Origin of the sequence: Streptomyces sp. NPDC014870 (assembly GCF_043081505.1) — a bacterium.
Classification (GTDB): Bacteria; Actinomycetota; Actinomycetes; order Streptomycetales; family Streptomycetaceae; genus Streptomyces.
In genome coordinates, this window is sequence record NZ_JBIBWQ010000012.1 from 185,738 (window position 1) to 204,469 (window position 18,732).

5 protein-coding genes are annotated in these 18,732 nt (G+C 74.3%); all 5 read right to left on the reverse strand.

Annotation, left to right across the window (positions count from 1 at the left end; translation table 11 throughout):
- Positions 1 to 47: 47 nt before the first annotated feature.
- A complete protein-coding gene (locus ACF09C_RS31055) occupies positions 48 to 5,210 on the reverse strand; it encodes a type I polyketide synthase (RefSeq protein WP_392096543.1) in 5,163 nt (1,720 codons plus the stop codon).
- The gene (locus tag ACF09C_RS31060; protein WP_392096318.1) at positions 5,207 to 14,359 is read right to left on the reverse strand and encodes a type I polyketide synthase; all 9,153 of its coding nucleotides are present in this window, start codon (positions 14,357 to 14,359) and stop codon (positions 5,207 to 5,209) included. Before ACF09C_RS31060 ends, ACF09C_RS31055 begins: the two co-directional genes overlap by 4 nt.
- Positions 14,360 to 14,483: 124 nt before the next feature.
- Positions 14,484 to 15,395 carry a 3-hydroxybutyryl-CoA dehydrogenase gene (locus ACF09C_RS31065; RefSeq protein ID WP_392096319.1) on the reverse strand — a complete coding sequence of 304 codons (912 nt, stop codon included), beginning with the start codon at positions 15,393 to 15,395 and terminating at the stop codon, positions 14,484 to 14,486.
- Positions 15,392 to 16,390 (reverse strand): 3-oxoacyl-ACP synthase III family protein, encoded by a 999-nt coding sequence (locus ACF09C_RS31070; protein ID WP_392096320.1) that lies wholly within the window; start codon positions 16,388 to 16,390, stop codon positions 15,392 to 15,394. The genes ACF09C_RS31065 and ACF09C_RS31070 overlap by 4 nt, the downstream gene beginning before the upstream one ends.
- Position 16,391: 1 nt before the next feature.
- Entirely contained in the window at positions 16,392 to 17,738 is a 1,347-nt protein-coding gene (ccrA, locus tag ACF09C_RS31075; protein WP_392096322.1) for a crotonyl-CoA carboxylase/reductase, read from the reverse strand.
- Positions 17,739 to 18,732 lie beyond the last annotated feature (994 nt).

The following is an 18,732-nucleotide window of genomic DNA, read 5'->3' on the forward strand; positions in this document are numbered from 1 at the left end:
GGCGGGTGGCGGCGCGGCTGCGCCGCCACGCTGCCGTTCGGCCGGGGTCAGCCGGTGCCGAGTTCGCTGTCGATGAAGGCGAAGATGTCGTCGTCCGACGCGGCGTCGAGGCGTTCGGCGACTCCCGCTCCGGGGGCCTCCGCGTCCCGGTCGGCGAGCCGGGCCAGCAGCGACTGCAGCCGGGTTCCGATCCGGTCGCGGGCACCCTGGTCGGGGGAGAGCCCGTCGAGGAGGGCCTCCAGCCGGTCGATCTCCTGCTCGACGTCCGAGCCGGGCTCCTCCGGGGCGAGTTCGGCGCGCAGGAGGGCGGCCACGGCCGCGGGGGTGGGGTGGTCGAAGACGAGCGTCGCCGGCAGCCGCAGACCGGTCGCCGCTCCCAGTCTGTTCCGCAGGGTCACGGCGGCCATCGAGTCGAGTCCGAGGTCCTTCAGGGCCTTGCCCGCGGGCACGGCCTCGGATCCCGAGTGGCCGAGGACGGCGGCGATCTCGGACCTGACCAGCTCGGTCAGCAGGTGGTCCTGCTCCGCCTCGGACCGGCCCGCGAGGGACGCCCGCAGGGTCTCGGCCTCGGCGGGGGTGCCTGAGCCGTCGGCGGCCGGTTCCTCCAGGGCCTGAACGGCCTCGGGCAGGGCGCGCAGCAGCGGGGTGCTCCGGACGGCGCCGAGGGCGGGGGCGAAGCGGGCCCAGTCGACATCGGCGACGACGTGCCCCGTGTGCGCCCGGCCGACCGCCTCCAGCATGGTGTCCAGGGCCCGCTCGGGGTCGAGTTCGGCCAGGCCGAGCCGGCGAAGCTGCTCGCGACGGAGCTGCTCGGCGGCCGGGTCGGCCGGGTCAGCCGCGCCGGCCTCGCCAGCCGGGTCAACGGGGTCAGCCGGGTCAGCGGGGTCAGCGGGGTCAACCGTGGCGTCGGCGGTCACGGCGGTGTCCGCCCAGACGCTCCAGGCCAGCGCGGTCGCGGTCAGGCCGCCGGCCCTGCGGTGGTCGGCGAGCGCGTCGAGGTGAGCGGTGGCGGCGCCGTACGCGCCCTGGCCGCCGCTGCCCCACACCCCGGCGACCGAGGTGAACAACACGAAGGCGTCCAGGTCGTCGGCGCCTTCGCCGCCGCCTTCGCCTGCGCCGCCGCCGTGGGAGAGCAGTTCGTGCAGGTGCGCCGCGCCCGCCACGGTGGCGCTCACCGTGCCGGCGAACTGCGCCTCGTCCGTCTCGGCCAGCGGCACGGCGCCCAGTTCGGCGGCGGTGTGCACGACGGCGGTGAGCGGCAGGTCCGAGGGGACGGCGGCGAGCAGGTCGGCCACCGCGGCCCGGTCGCCGAGGTCGCACGGCGCCACGGTCACCTCGGCGCCCAGGGCGGCGAGTTCGGCCACGGTCTCCCCGGTGCCGGGGGCGGTCGCCCCGGGGGCGTGGGTGAGCAGCAGGTGCTCGGCGCCGAGGGCGGCGAGCCTGCGGGCGACCCGCGCGCCCGTGCCCCAGGTGCCCTCGGTGACGAGGACGGTGCCCCGGGGCGTCCAGGCGGCGTCGCCCGGGCGGCCGGCGGCGGCGCGTACGAGACGTCGTACGAGCGTGCCGGCCGGCCTGATCGCCAGCTGGTCCTCGTCGGCGGGCGCGGCGAGCGCGGCCGTGAGGCGGCGCAGGGCGTCCGTGTCCGGTGCGGCCGGGAGGTCGACGGCGCCGCCCAGGAGCCGCGGATGCTCCAGCGCGGCGGTCCGGGCAAGACCCCACACCTGGGCCTGGGCCGGGTCGGCGGTCAGGTCCTGGCCGCCGGTGGCGACGGCGCCCTGGGTCAGCAGCCAGAGGCGGGGCGCGGCGGCGCCCTCGGGGGCGAACGCGCCCTCGGGGGCGGCTGCGTCGGCGCAGGCCTGGATCATCAGCAGGGTGGCCGTGGTGCCGCGCGACACGCCCGGGTGGGCGTCGAGCGGGGTGGTGTCGAGGGCGAGCAGCGACAGGACACCCGCGAGCGGAGCACCGTCCGCCGCTTCGGCGAGCTGCCGGGCGACGGACGCCCGGTCCGCCCGCGCCGGGTCGACGACGACCCGGACCGGGTGGGCGCCCCGGGCGGCCAGCGCCGTCGTGACCTCGGCGGCCAGGCCGGAAGCGGCGGAGGCGGCGGAGGTGGCGGCCGGGGGCTCGACGACCAGCCAGGTGCCGGTGAGGTCGGTGTCGTCGGGTACGTCGGCGGGCCACCAGGCGGCGCGGTAGCGCCAGTTCTCGACGGCGGTGCGCCGGGCGCCGTCCTCGCTCCACTCCGCCAGAGCCGGTACGACGTCGGCGAGCGCGTCGGCGGTCCGCGGCCCGAACATGGCGCGCAGACCGTCGAGGTCCCGCTCCCGCACGGCGGACCAGAACCGCTGCTCCGGGCCGCCGTCGGCGGTCCCGTCGGCCGACGGCACGACGGACTGCTCCAGCCAGTACCGCTTGTGCTGGAAGGAGTACGAGGGCAGTTCGACGCTCCGGGCGCCGGCGCCCTCGTACAGCACGCGCCAGGCCGTCTCGACCGCCCCGCTCGCGTGGGCCTGCGCCATCGCCTCGGTGAGGGTACGGACCTGGGGCCTGCCGCGCCGTTGGGCGGCGATCAGCAGGGGGGCGACGCCGTCGGCGGCCTCGGCGGCCCCGTCGGCGGCCAGGCCCTCCTGCGCCATGGCCGTGAGGACGGCGTCGGGCCCCAGTTCCACGCAGGTGCCGACTCCCTGGGACCACAGCGTGGCCAGGCCGTCGTGGAAGCGTACGGCTCCCCGGATGTGGTCGGCCCAGTACTCCGGGGAGCACGCCTCCTCCGCGGTGAGGAGACGGCCGGTGACGTTGGAGACGATCGGCACGGTCGGCGGGGAGAAGGTCAGTTTGCCCGCGACGGCGCGGAACTCGTCGAGGATCGGCTCCATGTGGGGCGAGTGGAAGGCGTGGCTGACCGTGAGACGCCGGGTCTTCACACCGCGAGCGCCCAGGTCGTCGGCGACGGCGAGGACCGCGTCCGTGTCGCCGGAGATCACCACGGACCCGGGCCCGTTGACGGCGGCGATCGCCACCTCGTGCTCACGACCCACCAACAGCGGTGCCACGTCCGCCTCGGCCGCCAGGACGGACACCATCGCACCGGTCTGCGGCAGCGCCTGCATCAGCCTGCCCCGCGCCGCCACCAACGCCGCCGCGTCCGCGAGCGACAGCACACCCGACACATGGGCGGCCGCCAGCTCACCGATCGAGTGCCCCATCAGCACGTCCGGGCGAAGACCCCAGGTCTCCAGGAGCCGGAACAGCGCCACCTCGTGCGCGAACAGGGCGGTCTGGGTGTACGCGGTGTGGTGCAGCAGCTCCGCGGTCTCGGTGCCCTCCTCGGCGAACACGACCTCACGCAGCGGACGTTCGAGCAGACCGTCCACCTCCTCGCACACCGCGTCGAAGGCGGCCGCGAACACCGGGTGGGTGTCGTACAGTTCGCGGCCCATGCCCGGCCGCTGGCTGCCCTGACCGGTGAAGAGCAGGGCCACCTTGCCGGCCCGGTCGGCCACGCCCGAGGTGAGGCCGGGGGCGGGACGCCCCTCGGCGAGCGCGAGGAGACCGTCGCGCAGCTCCGCCGTGTCGGCGCCCAGGACCACCGCGCGGTGCTCGAAAGCCGGGCGGGCGGCGAGGGAGAAGCCGATGTCGGCCACGGCGGCCAGGTCGGCACCGTGCTCGGCGAGATGCTCGCGCAACCGCCGGGCCCCCGTGGCCAGCGAGCCCGGACTCTTGGCGGAGAGAACGAGCGGGAGGGGCCGGGGCGGCCCGGTCTCGTCGGCCGGTTCCTCGGCCACGGCCTCGACCGGGGCCTGTTCGAGGACCACGTGCGCGTTGGTCCCGCTGATCCCGAACGAGGACACCGCCGAACGCCGAGGCCGACCCGTCTCGGGCCACTCCCGCCGCTCCCGGAGCAGCTCCACGCCTCCCGCCTCCCAGTCGACGAACGGAGTCGGCTCGTCCACATGCAGGGTCGACGGCAGCACACCGTGCCGCATCGCCATCACCATCTTGATCACACCACCGACACCGGCAGCGGCCTGCGTATGCCCGATGTTGGACTTCAACGACCCGAGCCACAACGGCTCACCGGCCGCCCGGTCCTGCCCATACGTCGCCAACAGCGCCTGCGCCTCGATCGGATCGCCAAGACGCGTCCCGGTCCCGTGCGCCTCCACCGCGTCCACGTCCCGCGCCGCGAGCCCCGCCTCGGCCAACGCCCGCCGGATCACCCGCTGCTGCGAAGGCCCGTTCGGCGCCGTCAGACCATTGCTCGCACCGTCCTGATTGACCGCGGAACCCCGCACCACCGCCAGAACCCGCCGCCCGTTCCGTACGGCATCCGACAACCGCTCCACGACCAGCACGCCCACGCCCTCGGCCCAGCCCGTGCCGTCCGCGGACGCCGCGAACGCCTTGCACCGACCGTCCGCCGACAACCCCTTCTGCCGGCTGAACTCCACGAACGTCCCCGGCGAGGACATCACCGTCACCCCGCCCACCAACGCCAAGGAGCAATCCCCCTGACGCAGGCCCTGCACCGCCATGTGCAGGGTCACCAGCGACGACGAGCACGCCGTGTCCACCGTCACCGCAGGGCCCTCAAGACCGAAGGTGTACGCGACCCGGCCCGACAGCACGCTGGCCAGGCCACCGGTCAGCCGATAGCCCTCGACGCCCTCGACCAGGTCGTGGAGGCGCGGACCGTAGTCGTAGTACATCTGGCCCGCGTAGACGCCGGTGACACTGCCCCTGAGCACGGCCGGGTCGATCCCGGCCCGCTCCAACGCCTCCCACGACACCTCCAGGAACAACCGCTGCTGCGGATCCATCGCCAACGCCTCACGCGGCGAGATACCGAAGAACTCCGCATCGAACTCGGCAGCCTCATGCAGGAAACCGCCCTCACGCGTGTACGAAGTACCCGGCCGCTCCGCCCCCGGGTCGTACAACTCCTCCAGATCCCACCCACGATCCACCGGAAAACCGGAAACCGCGTCCCGCCCCGACTCCACCAACCCCCACAGATCCTCGGGCGACGCCACCCCACCCGGATACCGGCACCCCATCCCCACGATGGCGATGGGTTCCTGGGCCGCGTCGGTGATCTGCCGGTTCTGCAGGCGGAGCCTTGCGTTCTCCTTGAGCGAGTCGCGGAGGGCTGCGACGAGTTCGTCGGGCGCCGTGTTCGTCATGATTCTCTCCCGTTCGGAACGTGTCAGACTTCGGAGCCCGCGCGGGCCATGCGGATGAGGGCGTCGACGTCCATGTCGTCGATGTCGGCGCTGTCTTGGGGGCCGGCCGCAGTGGCCTCGGTGCCGGTTCCGGCGGCGGTCTCGTGGGCGAGCCTGAGCAGGCCGTCGAGCAGGCCGGCCTGGCGCAGGCGGTCGACCGGGAGGGCCGCGAGCAGGCGGCGGACCTCGTTCTCGTCGGGCGCGTCGGCGGGCGCCGTGGCCGGTTCGGGTGCCAGCGCCGTCACGAGATGGTCGGCGACGGCCTCGGGCGTCGGGTAGTCGAAGACGAGCGTCGCGGACAGCCGAAGACCGGTCGTCCTGCCGAGCCGGTTGCGCAGTTCGACTGCGGTCAGCGAGTCGAGGCCCAGCTCCTTGAAGCCCCGCTTCACGTCGACGGAGTCGGCCCCGCCGTAGGCAAGGGTTCCGGCGACCTCGGTTCGGACGAGGTCCAGGAGCATCTGCCGTCGCTCGTCCTCGGTGCGGCCCGCCAGGCGCTCGGCGAGCGTGGGCCCCGCGGCAGGACCTGCGGCCTGGCCGCCGGACGCGGCCGCCCTGCGGGCCGCCGTGGGCCGGACGAGTCCGCTGAGCAGGGGCGGGATCCCGGCGCCGAGCGCGCGCAGCGCGGCCGGGTCGATCGGCAGCGGTACGGCCGCGGGCGCGTCGAGCCGCAGGGCCGCGTCGAGGAGCTCCATGCCCTGCTCGGCGCCGATCGCGGCCATGCCCGTGCGGGCGAACCGGTCGCGGTCGGCGGCCGAGAGGCCGGCCGCCATGCCGCCGTCGGCCCAGGGGCCCCAGGCGAGCGCGGTGGCGGGAAGCCCCTGGGAGCGGCGGTGCTGGGCCAGGGCGTCCAGGTAGGTGTTGGCCGCCGCGTAGTTCGCCTGTCCCGCGCCGCCGAGGAGGCCCTGGATGGAGGAGTAGAGGACGAAGGCGGTCAGCCGCGCGTCTCGCGTGGCCTCGTGCAGGTTCCACGCGGCCTCCGCCTTGGGCCGGAGCACACGCTCCATGCGCTCGGGCGTCAGCGACTCCAGGACGCCGTCGTCGAGGACACCGGCCGCGTGCACCACCGCCCGCAGGGGGCGCCCGGATGGGATCCCGGCGAGCAGCGCCGCCAGGGCCTCCCGGTCGGCGACGTCGCAGGCCGCGACGGTCACCTCCGCCCCCCGCGCCGTCAGGTCGTCGCGCAGTGCGGCGGCGCCGTCGGCCGCGAGCCCCCGACGGCCGACGAGGAGCAGGCTCCGTGCGCCGTGCCGTTCGACGAGGTGCCGGGCGAGGAGGGCCCCGAGCGCTCCGGTGCCGCCGGTGACGAGCACCGTGCCGTCCGGGTCCCACGGGCCTTGGTCGCCGTCGGGGACCACGGCGCGTTCGAGTCGCGGCACGCGGGGGACGCCCGAGCGGACCGCAACCTGCGGTTCGTCCGTGGACAGCGCCGTGCCGAGCGCCTCGGCGACGGACGCGCCGTCCTCGTCGAGATCCAGGTCGAGGTCGACGAGGACCAGCCGGTCGGGGTGCTCGGTCTGCGCCGCCCGCAGCAGGCCCCACACGGCCGCGTTCGGCAGGTCGCGCACGTCCTCGTCGGGCGCGGCGGCGACCGCGCGGCGGGTGACCACGGCCAGCCGGGACTCGGCGAGCCGCTCGTCGGCCAGCCAGCTCCGTACGGCGGACAGGGCACCATCCACGGCGTCGCGTACGGCGCCGGCGTCGGTGCCCGCCCCGGCCGGGCCGGTCAGCGGCAGCACGGCCACGGCGGGCGCGGTCCTGCCGGCGGCGACGGCGTCACGGAGGGCGGCCACGTCGGCGAACCGTTCGGCCGCGGGCAGCGCGAGCAGGGCCTCGTCGCCGAGCACCGTCCACGGCTCGCGCCACGTCCCGTCGCCGCTCGCGGCCGCCGTCCAGGCGGGCAGGAACAGCGCCTCGTGAGCGCGCCCGCCCGCCGCGGCGAGCTGGTCGGCGGAGACGGCCCGTACCGCGAGCGACGCGACCGCGGCGACCGGGGCGCCCGTCGCGTCGGCGAGTTCGATGGTCACCGAGCCCGCCCCGGCGGGGGCCAGTCGGACCCGGGCGGCGGCGGCGCCGGTGGCGTACAGCGAGACTCCGCTCCACACGAAGGGCAGCCGCGGCTCACCGGTGCCCGGCAGCACACCCAGCTCGATGGCGTGCAGCGCCGAGTCCAGCAGGGCGGGGTGCAGGCCGAAGCCGGCCGCCTGCTCCTTCTGCCCTTCGGGCAGGGCGAGTTCGGCGAAGACCTCGGTGCCCCGGCGCCAGACGGACCGCAGGCCCTGGAAGGCCGGGCCGTAGGCGAAGCCCTGTGCGGCGAGGTCCTCGTAGCGTCCGGTGAGCTCGACCGGCCGGGCGTCCCTCGGCGGCCAGACCGCCAGGTCGAAGCCGGGGGCCGTCGGCTCGGGCGCGAGGGTGCCGTCGGCGTGCCGGGTCCACGGCTCCTCGAAGTCGTCGCTGTCGGGGCGGGAGTGGAGGGTCACGGAGCGGTGTCCGGTCGCGTCGGGGGCGCCGACGGCCACCTGGAGGCGGACGGCTCCGCGCTCGGGCAGCACCAGGGGCGCCTCCAGGGCGAGTTCCTCCAGGTGTCCTGCGCCCGTCTCGCTGCCGGCCCGTACGGCCAGCTCCACGAAGGCCGTGCCCGGCAGCAGCACCCGGCCGAGCACCGCGTGGTCGGCGAGCCAGGGATGGGTCTTCAGCGAGAGCCGTCCGGTGAAGAGCGTCTCGTCGGCGTCGGCCCGGGTGAGCACCGCGCCGAGCAGGGGGTGTGCGGCCGGTGCGAGACCGGACTCGCCGAGGTCTCCGGCAGGACGGACGGGCATGGCCCAGTACCGCCTGCGCTGGAAGGCGTACGTGGGCAGGTCGCCCGGGTGGGTGCCGGAGCCGCCGCCGAGCCCGGCGTCCCAGGCCGGTGCGGCGTCGCGCACCCACAGCCGGGCGAGGCCGTGCGCGAGGGCGGGGCCGTCGTCGCGGTCCTTGCGGAGCAGCGGCACGAACTCGGTCTCCTCGTCCCCGTCCGGCAGGCAGTCCCGGCCGAGGGCCGACAGGACGCCGTCGGGACCGAGTTCGACGAAGGTCGTGACGCCCGCGTCGCGCAGGGTGCGCACGGTGTCGGCGAAGCGGACGGCCTCGCGTACGTGCCGGACCCAGTAGTCGGGCGTGCCCACCTGCTCGGCGGGGATCACCTCACCGGTCACGTCGGACACGAGGGGGATGACCGGGGCCGCGTAGGTCAGGCCCTCGGCCACGGCACGGAAGTCGTCGAGCATCGGGTCCATGTGGGGCGAGTGGAAGGCGTGGCTGACCGTCAGACGCCGGGTCTTCACGCCCCGGGTGCCCAGGTCCTTCGCGATGCCGAGCACGGCCTCCGTGTCACCGGAGATCACCACGGACCCGGGCCCGTTGACCGCGGCGACGGCCACCTCGTGCTCACGCCCCACCAACAGCGGTGCCACGTCCGCCTCGGCCGCCAGGACCGACACCATCGCACCGGTCTGCGGCAGCGCCTGCATCAGCCTGCCCCGCGCCGCCACCAACGCCGCCGCGTCCGCGAGCGACAGCACACCCGACACATGGGCGGCCGCCAGCTCACCGATCGAGTGGCCGGCCACGTAGTCGGGGGTGAGGCCCAGGCTCTCGACGAGCCGGAACAGGGCCACCTCCAGGGCGAACAGGCCCGTCTGTGTGAACAGCGTCTGGTCGAGCAGGCCCTCCTCCCAGTCCTCGGGGCCCGCGAAGACGACGTCGCGCACCGAGCGGCCGACGTGCCGGTCGAGCTGTTCGCACACCGCGTCGAAGGCGGCGGCGAACACCGGGTGGGTGTCGTACAGTCCCCGCCCCATGCCGGCCCGCTGGGCGCCCTGTCCGGTGAAGAGGAAGGCCGTCCGGCCGCTCACCGGCGCGCCGGTGACGAGCCGCGCGGACGGGCCGTCGGCCGCGAGCGCGTCCAGTCCTTCCCGGAGGTCCTCGGGGCTCTCGGCGAGGACGGCCGCACGCTGGGCGAAGGCGGTCCGCCCGAGGGCGAGGGAGCGTCCGAGGGCCGACAGGCCCACCTCGTCCAGGGTGTCGAGATGGGTACGGAGCCGCACGGCCTGCTCCGCGAGCGCCTGCGGCGAGGTGGCGGAGAGGACGAGCGGGAAGGGCCGGGGCGGCGTACTTTCTGCCACCGGCACCGCGTCCGTGGCTTCGACGGGCGCCTGTTCGAGGACCACGTGCGCGTTGGTCCCGCTGATCCCGAACGAGGAGACCGACGAGCGGCGGGGCCGCCCGGTCTCGGGCCAGTCGCGCTGCTCGGTAAGGAGTTCGACCGCACCCGCCTCCCAGTCGACGAACGGAGTCGGCTCATCCACGTGCAGCGTCCGCGGCAGCACACCGTGCCGCATCGCCATCACCATCTTGATCACACCACCGACTCCGGCAGCGGCCTGCGCATGCCCGATGTTGGACTTCAACGACCCGAGCCACAGCGGCTCACCGGCCGCCCGGTCCTGCCCATAGGTGGCGAGCAGCGCCTGCGCCTCGATCGGATCGCCGAGACGCGTCCCGGTCCCGTGCGCCTCCACCGCGTCCACGTCCCGCGCCGCGAGCCCCGCCTCGGCCAACGCCCGCCGGATCACCCGCTGCTGCGAAGGCCCGTTCGGCGCCGTCAACCCGTTCGAGGCGCCGTCCTGGTTCACGGCCGTACCCCGCACGACCGCCAGAACCCGCCGCCCGTTCCGTACGGCATCCGACAACCGCTCCACGACCAGCACGCCCACGCCCTCGGCCCAGCCCGTGCCGTCCGCGGACGCCGCGAACGCCTTGCACCGACCGTCCGCCGACAACCCCTTCTGCCGGCTGAACTCCACGAACGTCCCCGGTGACGACATCACCGTCACGCCACCGACCAACGCCATCGAGCAGTCGCCCTGACGCAGGCCCTGCACCGCCATGTGCAACGAGACGAGCGACGACGAACAGGCCGTGTCCACCGTCACCGCAGGACCCTCAAGGCCGAACGAGTAGGCCACTCGGCCGGAGAGGACGCTCGCCGCGCTGCCGGTCATCCGCTGTCCCTCGGCGCCGCCCTGTCCGCCGTCGCCCTGGTCGCGGAAGCCGAACGTCCCCGCGTAGACGCCGGTGGCGCTGCCCCTGAGCACGGCCGGGTCGATCCCGGCCCGCTCCAACGCCTCCCACGACACCTCCAGGAACAACCGCTGCTGCGGATCCATCGCCAACGCCTCACGCGGCGAGATACCGAAGAACTCCGCATCGAACTCGGCAGCCTCATGCAGGAAGCCACCCTCACGCGTGTACGAAGTACCCGGCCGCTCCGCCCCCGGGTCGTACAACTCCTCCAGATCCCACCCACGATCCACCGGAAAACCGGAAACCGCGTCCCGCCCCGACTCCACCAACCCCCACAGATCCTCGGGCGACGCCACCCCACCCGGATACCGGCACCCCATCCCCACGACGACGATCGGGTCGTCCTCCTGGGCGGACGGGCCGGAAGCGGCGCGGCCGACGGCGAACTCCTCATCCGCACCGAGGAGTTCGTCGCACACGTGGCGGACGACGGCGTCGGTCGTGGGGTGGTCGAAGATCAGGGTGGCGGGGAGGCGGACACCGGTGGTCGTGTTCAGCCGGTCGCGGAGTTCCACGGCGGTGAGGGAGTCGAACCCGAGCTCCTTGAAGGTGCGTACGGTGTCGACGGCGTCCGCCGATGAGTACCCCATCACGGCGGCGACGTCGGTACGGACGGCCTCGTCGACGAGCTGCTCGGCGGTCTCCCGGGGCATTCCCGCGACGCGTCCCGCGAGCCCTGCGGCGGACGTCGCGGCGGACGAGTCCTGCGGCTTCGCGGTCGGGGTCGTCACCGCGCGCCCGGTGCTCGGCACCAGCACGGTCCCGTCGCGCAGGGCGGTCTCCGGCTCGCCCGAGGCGATGGCGGCGGGCAGCGCCCGCAGCGACTCCCGCGCGCCGCCCAGGTCCAACAGGGCGACCCGGCCCGGGTGTTCGGCCCCCAGGGCGCGGAGCCGCTCCCACAGGGTGCCGTCATCGGCCGGTTCCGGCGCTTTGTCCGCGACGCCGGTGGAGACCGCGCCCCGGGTGACGCACACCAGGCGGGCTCCGGCGAGGCGGTCGTCCGCCAGGCAGCCGCGCACCTCGTCGAGGAGCGGCCCGGCGATGGCCGGTGCGGGGCACGACACGAGGATCACCTCGGGCGCTCCGCCGCAGGACGCGGACGCGAGGGTGGTCATGTCCGGGTGGACGGTCACGCCTCCGGTGCCGGTGGTGAGGGCGGTGGCCAGGCCGAAGTCGTCCTGGCCCGCGACGGCCCAAAGACCGGTCGGCTCCTCCACCGGAGCGAGGTCCAGGGGCGTCCAGGCACCGCCCGCGAGAAGCGTCCCCGTCCTCCCGCCCGCGGCCCTCGGCAGCCAGTAGGAACGGCGCTGGAAGGCGTACGTCGGCAGGGGCACCCGGCGGCGCTGCCCCCGGTCGGCGACGGTCCGCTCCCATGCCACGGTGGCCCCGTTGGTGTGGACGGCGGCGAGGGCGCCGAGCAGCGCGGGCACCTCGGGCCTGCCGCGCCGGGCGGTCGCGGCGAACACGGCCCCGTCCTGGTCCGGCAGGCAGTCGCGGCCCATCGCGGCGAGCACCGCGTCGGGACCGATCTCCAGGAAGAGACGGGTGCCGCGCTCCGCGAGCGCGCGCATGCCGTCGTGGAAGCGGACGGCCTCACGGGCGTGCCGCACCCAGTACTCGGGCGAGGCGACGGAGTCCGCGGCTGCGGCCTCGGCGGCGACGGTACGGCCGGTCAGGTTGGACACCACGTCGATGCGGGGCGCCCGGTAGTCGAGACCGGCCGCCACCTCCCGGAAGGCGTCGAGCATCGGGTCCATGCGGGGCGAGTGGAACGCGTGGCTGACCCGCAGGCGGGTGGCCTTGCGGCCGCGGGCGCGCCACAGTTCGGCGAGTTCGAGCACGGTGTCCTCGTCGCCGGCGAGCACGGTGGACAGGGGGCCGTTGAGGGCGGCGACGGAGACCAGGTCCTCCCGTCCGGCGAGGGTGGGCAGTACCTCCTCCTCGGAGGCCTGGACGGAGACCATGGCTCCGCCGGCCGGCAGATCCTGCATGAGCCGGCCGCGCGCGGCGACGAGGGCGGCGGCGTCCCGGAGGGAGAGGACACCGGCGCAGTGGGCGGCGGCGATCTCGCCGACGGAGTGGCCGACGACGACGTCGGGGGCGAGACCCCAGTCGGTCAGCAGGCGGAAGAGCGCGGTCTCGTACGCGAAGAGGGCGGGCTGGGTGTACGCGGTCCGGTGCAGCGGGCCGCTCTCGGCAGCACCGGCCTCGCTACCCGTGCCCGTCCTCGTGTCCTCGTCGGACCCGGTCCCGAACATCACCTCGCGCAGCGGGCGGTCGAGGTGTGCGAGGTGTGCGTCGAGCGCGGCGCAGGCCTCGTCCAGTGCGGTGGCGAACACCGGATACGTCTCGTACAGCTCCCGGCCCATGCCGGTGCGCTGGCTGCCCTGGCCGGTGAAGAGGAAGGCGAGTCCGCCGGGGCGGACGGTGCCCGTCGTGGCGGTGGCGGGGGTGGTCCCGGCGGCGAGCCCGGCGAGCGCGGTCCACGCCGCGTCGGGGCCTTCGGCGAGGATCAGGGCGCGGTGCTCGAAGGGGGTGCGGGTGACGGCGAGCGCGTGCGCGAGGTCGTCGAGCCGCTGCCCGGGGTGGCTCTCCATGTGGGCGCGCAGGGCGTCGGCCTGGGCCCGCAGTGCGTCGGGGGTGCGGCCGGAGACGGCGAGCGGGACGGGCGAGGAGCTGGTCTCGAACGGTTCCTGCCGCTTCTGCTGTGCGGCGACCGTCCCCGGGTCGGCGAGGACGAGGTGGCAGTTGGTGCCGCCCATCCCGAAGGAGGAGACACCGGCCAGGATCCGCCCGTCGCTCTCCGCGCCCTCCGCGCTCTCCAGCGGGCTGAGGCGGTCGTTGACCCGCAGCCGGAGGTCGTCGAGGGGGATGGCGGGGTTCGCGGAGCGGAAGCCGAGGCTCGCGGGGAGGGTGCGCTCGCGCAGGGAGAGGACGGCCTTGATGAGGCCCGCGATGCCCGCGGCGCCCTCCAGGTGACCGATGTTGGGCTTGACGGAGCCGACGAGCAGCGGGGTGCGCGCGGCCCGGCCGCTGCCGTGGCCGAGGACGGCGCCGACGGCGGCCGCCTCGATGGGGTCGCCGAGGGGGGTGCCGGTGCCGTGCAGCTCGACGAAGCGGACGGCCGCGGGGTCGGCGCCGGCCCGCTCGTAGGCGCGGCGCAGCACTTCCTCCTGGGCGGCTCCGTTCGGGGCGGTGAGGTTGCCGCCGCCACCGTCGTTGTTGACGGCGCCGCCGAGGACGAGGCCGTGCACGGTGTCGCCGTCCGCGCGGGCCCGGCTCAGGGTCTTGAGGACGACGACGCCGCCGCCCTCACCCCGTACGTATCCGTTGGCGCGCTCGTCGAAGGTGTACGTGCGGCCGTCGGGCGACAGCGCGCCGAACCGTTCGGCCACGGTGAAGCCCTCGGGCAGGAGGTTCAGGCTCACGCCGCCCGCGAGGGCCACCTCCGAGTCGCCCTTGCGCAGGCTCTCGCAGGCGAGCTGGACGGCGACGAGGGACGAGGACTGGGCCGTGTCGACGACGAGGCTGGGGCCGCGCAGGCCGAGGACGTAGGAGACGCGGTTGGCGATGATGCCCCGGCTGACGCCGGTGATGGTGTGGTGGCTGACGGCGTCGGCGCCCTGCTCGTGGGCGAGTTTCGCGTAGTCGTCCCAGATCGCGCCGACGAAGACCCCGGCCCGCGCGCCCCGCAGCGTGCCCGGGACGATTCCGGCGTTCTCCAGTGCCTCCCAGGCGAGTTCGAGCATGAGGCGCTGCTGCGGGTCGATGGCCGCCGCTTCCCGGGGGGTGATGCCGAAGAACTCGGGGTCGAACCCGTCGACGCCGTCGACGAATCCGGCCGGACGGCGCACCGCCCCGGCCGGGAGGCCGGGACGGGAGCCGGGCGACCGGTCGGACACCGCGCTCTCCCCGGCGGTGAGCAGCCGCCAGTACGCCTCCGGCCCCGCGGCTCCGGGGAAGCGGCAGGCCATCCCGACGACGGCGATGGGCTCCTCGGGCACTGCAGTGTCCATGGTGTGCTCGTCCTTTCCGTGGTCGCGCGGGCACGCTGAAGGGCGCGGCGAGGTGTGCTGAAGGGGTGCGGGGAGGGAGGGAGTTCGGAGACAAGCGAACGAGATGAGACGGCGACGGGGGCTGTCAGCCGTACGCGTAGAACCCGCGGCCGGACTTCTTGCCCAGCAGGCCGCCGTCGACCATGCGCAGGAGCAGCGGCGGAGGCGCGTAGAGCGGCTCCTTGAACTCCTCGTACATGGCCTGCGCGATGGAGACGGTGGTGTCCAGGCCGATGAGGTCGGCCAGCCGGAGCGGCCCCATGGGGTGCGAGCAGCCGTGGACCATGCCGTCGTCGATGACCTCGGCCGTCGCGAGGCCGGAGTCGAGCATCCGGACGGCCGACAGGAGGTACGGGAAGAGCAGGGCGTTCACGACGAAGCCGGCCCGGTCGGGGGACTTGATGGGCTTCTTGCCGAGGACGTCCCGCACGAACGCCAGGGCCCGGTCGCTGACCCGCGGCTCGGTGAGCACCGAGTCGACGACCTCGACCAGCGGCAGGACCTGCGCGGGGTTGAAGAAGTGCAGGCCGAGGACGTGTCCGGGCCGGTCGGTGGCGCCGGCGAGCCGCACGATCGACAGTGAGGAGGTGTTGGAGGCGAGGATCGCGTCCGGGTCCGTGACGATCTTGTCGAGGGTGGCGAAGAGTTCCAGTTTCAGCCGCTCGTCCTCCTTTACGGCCTCGATCACGAGCTGCCGGTCGGCGAGTTCGTCGAGGTCGCGGGTGAACGAGACCCGGCCCAGGGTCGCTTCGCGTTCCTGTTCCGTCAGCTTCCCCTTGGCGACGCCCCGGTCGAGGGACCGGGTCAGCCGCTGCGGTCCGGTGACGAGGGAGCCGGCGGAGGACACCTGGACGACGACGTCCAGGCCGGCCCGGGCGCAGAGCTCGGCGACACCGCTGCCCATGATGCCGCTGCCGACGACGCCGACACGCCGGATGGCGGAGGCGGCACCCGTGGTCGTGGTCGTCGTGGTCGCATCCGTCACGGTTTCGGTCATGCTCCGGTCCCCCAGGTGAGAAGCGCCGCTCCGATCGACATGCCGCCGCCGAATCCGGCGAGCAGCACCAGCTGCCCCGGGGACAGCGCGCCGCTGCGGTGGGCGTCGTCGAGAGCGACGGGAACCGACGCGCTGCCCACGTTTCCGTACGTCCGCAGCGTGCGGTGGGTCATGGCGCGGCGCAGGCCGGCGCGCTCCACGACGTCGTTCAGCAGGACGCCGTTGGCCTGGTGGGGCACGAAGTGGTCGACCTGTGCGAGGTCCACGCCGGTGCGCCGGGCGAGGCCGGCGAGCGCGGGCGGGACGTGCTCGGCGACGAAGTCCCGTACGCCTCGGCCGTCCATGCGGAAGTAGTGGCCGCCGTCGGCCACGGTGGTCTCCGAGGCCGGGTTGCGGCTGCCGCCCGCCTCGACCCGGATCAGTCCGTGGGCGTCGCCGCGGCTGGCGAGGTCGATGCCGAGGATCCCGTACGGGGCGGGTACGGCCCCGACGACGGCGGCGCCCGCGCCGTCGGCGAAGAGGACGGCGGTGCGGCGGTCGTCGAAGTCGAGGATGCGGGAGTAGAGGTCGGCGCCGATGACCAGGACCCGGCTGTCGGGTGCGGCCATGACGAGGCAGCGGGCCAGTTCGAGGGCGTAGACGAAGCCGCTGCAGACGACGTTGACGTCGAAGCAGGCGGCGTTGACCGCACCGAGGGCCGTCTGGACGAGGTAGGAGGTCGGGGGCTGGGGGAAGTCGCCGGTGGAGGTGGAGACGATGAGATGGTCGATGAGGTCCGCGGTCAGTCCGGCCTGTTCGAGGGCGTTCTCGGCGGCGCGTACGGCCAGGTCGGAGGTGGCCTCGTAGGGGGCGGCGTAGCGCCGCGAGCGGATCTGGGTCTTCTGCTCGATCCACTCGGGGGTGACCCCGACGCGGGCGGCGATCTCCTCGTTGTCGACCTCGCGCTTGGGCAGGTAGGAGCCCGTGGCGAGGATCCCGATATGCCGTTCCGTCATGTCAGACCGCCGCCCTCGACGTGCTGCGCAGCGGGTTGATCCGCTCGTCGCCGAGGCGGGCGCGGAGTGCGGGGTCGGTGACGCCGAGGCCCTCCTCGGGTGCCAGGCAGAGCACGCCGACCTTGCCGGTGTGGCGGTTCTCCTGGACGAGGCGGGCGGCCTCGCCGACCTCGGCGAGCGGGTAGACCTCCGAGAGGATCGGGGAGAGGTGCCCGAGCTGGAAGAGCCGGTTGCACTCGGCCTGCTCCTGGAGGTTCGCGGCGTGGCTGCCGACGATGCGCTTCAGGTTCATCCACAGGTAGCGGTTGTCGTAGTGGTGGTCGTAGCCGGTGCTGGAGCCGCAGGTGACGACGGTGCCGCCGCGGCGGACGACGAAGACGGAGATGCCGAAGGTCGCCCGGCCGATGTAGTCGAAGACGATGTGCGGGTCCTCGCCGACCTGGCGCCGGATCTCGCGGCCGAGCGCCTTGCCGAACTCGATGGTCCGTTCCGGGCCGGGGGCGGAGTCTCCGCCGAGGCCGATCTCCGAGCGGTCGATGACCACGTCGCAGCCGAGCCGGCGCAGGAGCTCGGCCTTGCGCGGGGAGCCGACGACGCCGACGGGGATGCCGCCCGCGTTCTTCACCATCTGGACGGCGAAGGCGCCGAGCCCGCCGGTCGCGCCCCAGATCAGCACGATGTCGCCCTGCTTGACGCGGGCGCCGTTGTCGCCGACGAGCATCCGGTAGGAGGTCGCCGCGGTCAGCATGACGCCGGCGGCCTCCTCCCAGGTCAGGTGGCCTGGCTTGGGCAGCAGCTGACTGGCGCGGACGACGCTGTAGTGGGCGAGGCCGCCGAAGTTCGTCTCGTAGCCCCAGATGCGCTGCTCGGCGCCGAGCATCGCGTCGGCGTGGGTGGCGGGCTCCTCGGAGTCGACCTGGACGCAGCTGACGACCACATGGTCTCCGGCCTTCCAGCGCCGGACCCCGGCGCCGACCCGGACGACGACCCCGGCGGCGTCCGAGCCGAGCACGTGGTGCGGCAGGTCGTGCCGGGCCGCGTCGCCGCGCTGGCGGCCGTACCGCCGGAGGAAGTCGAAGGTGGGCTTCGGCTCGAACGTGGCCGACCAGACGGTGTTGTAGTTCACCGAACTCGCCATGACCGCGACGACGACCTCGTCCGGGGCGAGTTCCGGCATGGGCACCGGCCCTACCTGCAGCGACTTCCGGACGTCCCGGTCCTCGATGCCGGCGAACATGTCCACGTCCGAGTCGCGCAGGTGCGCGGCCAGGTACTCCGCGGGTAACGCGTGCCGTTCCAGCTCGTCCGGTCCGGCCCCGGCGAGCAGGGCCTCGGCCAGAGCATCCATGGTTCCCCCTTGGATGAGCTCGGCACGCGCGGCGGCCACGGCGTACGCATGCGTCCGCCGGCGACTTCGGGTGCCGAGGTGGGTGGTGCGGGAACTCGGGGCCGGTCCTCACCGCGCTGTGAGCCGTTCGATCGCCCCGGTACGAACGACGGTACGCACGCCGACCCCGCCGCCCCACCCTTAACCGCCCTTACCCGCCCCCTACCCACGACCCCACCGCAGCCCCCGGCCCCGAGCCCCACCCCCTGGGGTCCCCCACCCCTGCGCACAGGGGTCCCGTGTCGCAGTGCGCGAGGCATCCGGGTGACGTCGGCGTGTCGTGGCGAAGGTGCCGTCGAGGGCGGCGCACCCTGGGAACCAAGAAGCCCGCGACCGCAGGTGAAACCTTCCTGCGGTCACGGGCTGCGGTGGGGCGGGTGGGACTCGAACCCAAATCAGTGACGCGCCTCACCTGCGACGATGCCAAAATGCCGGACATACCCATCCGACTCCATCCGGCTGTGTCCCCCTTCGATCCCGCTCGATCGAGGACCGTGCAGCGTTCGCTGCACCGCCCCCTTGGGGCTGCGCGCTCGCCCCACACCCGTGAAGTTGGAGACGGCTCTGTCTGCCGATGCCCCTGGAGCCACTGCCCGGACTGGCACAGGTTCGCCCGCTGCTCGTGGTTACGCCACGTAGTCGCGACGGTGAGGACTCTCCCGCGGCCGAGTCACTCGTCCGGCTCGCCCTCCGTGTCGCCTGTCTCCTCGGCGGGCGGGGCGAGGAAGAGCGTGCAAAGCCTGTTGAGGATCCAGGTTCCGCTATTCCGCGTCGTGCCGCCGATCGTCACGGGGGGGGACCACCATCGGGGTGGAGTCACCGGGGACCTCCGACGTCACCGTTCCCGGCCTTGCCCAGCATCCACATTCAAAGCCGGGGCGTCCGCCGGTGGTGGCCTGCCAACGGGCTGAACGCCCCAGGCACACCACCTGTCACCGAATGCGACCGGCAGCTG

Coding starts and splice junctions, on each gene's coding strand:
- ACF09C_RS31065 (WP_392096319.1), bottom strand. CDS start 15,395: ATGACCGAAACCGTGACGGATGCGACCACGACGACCACGACCACGGGT.
- ccrA (WP_392096322.1), bottom strand. CDS start 17,738: ATGGATGCTCTGGCCGAGGCCCTGCTCGCCGGGGCCGGACCGGACGAG.
- ACF09C_RS31060 (WP_392096318.1), bottom strand. CDS start 14,359: ATGGACACTGCAGTGCCCGAGGAGCCCATCGCCGTCGTCGGGATGGCC.
- ACF09C_RS31070 (WP_392096320.1), bottom strand. CDS start 16,390: ATGACGGAACGGCATATCGGGATCCTCGCCACGGGCTCCTACCTGCCC.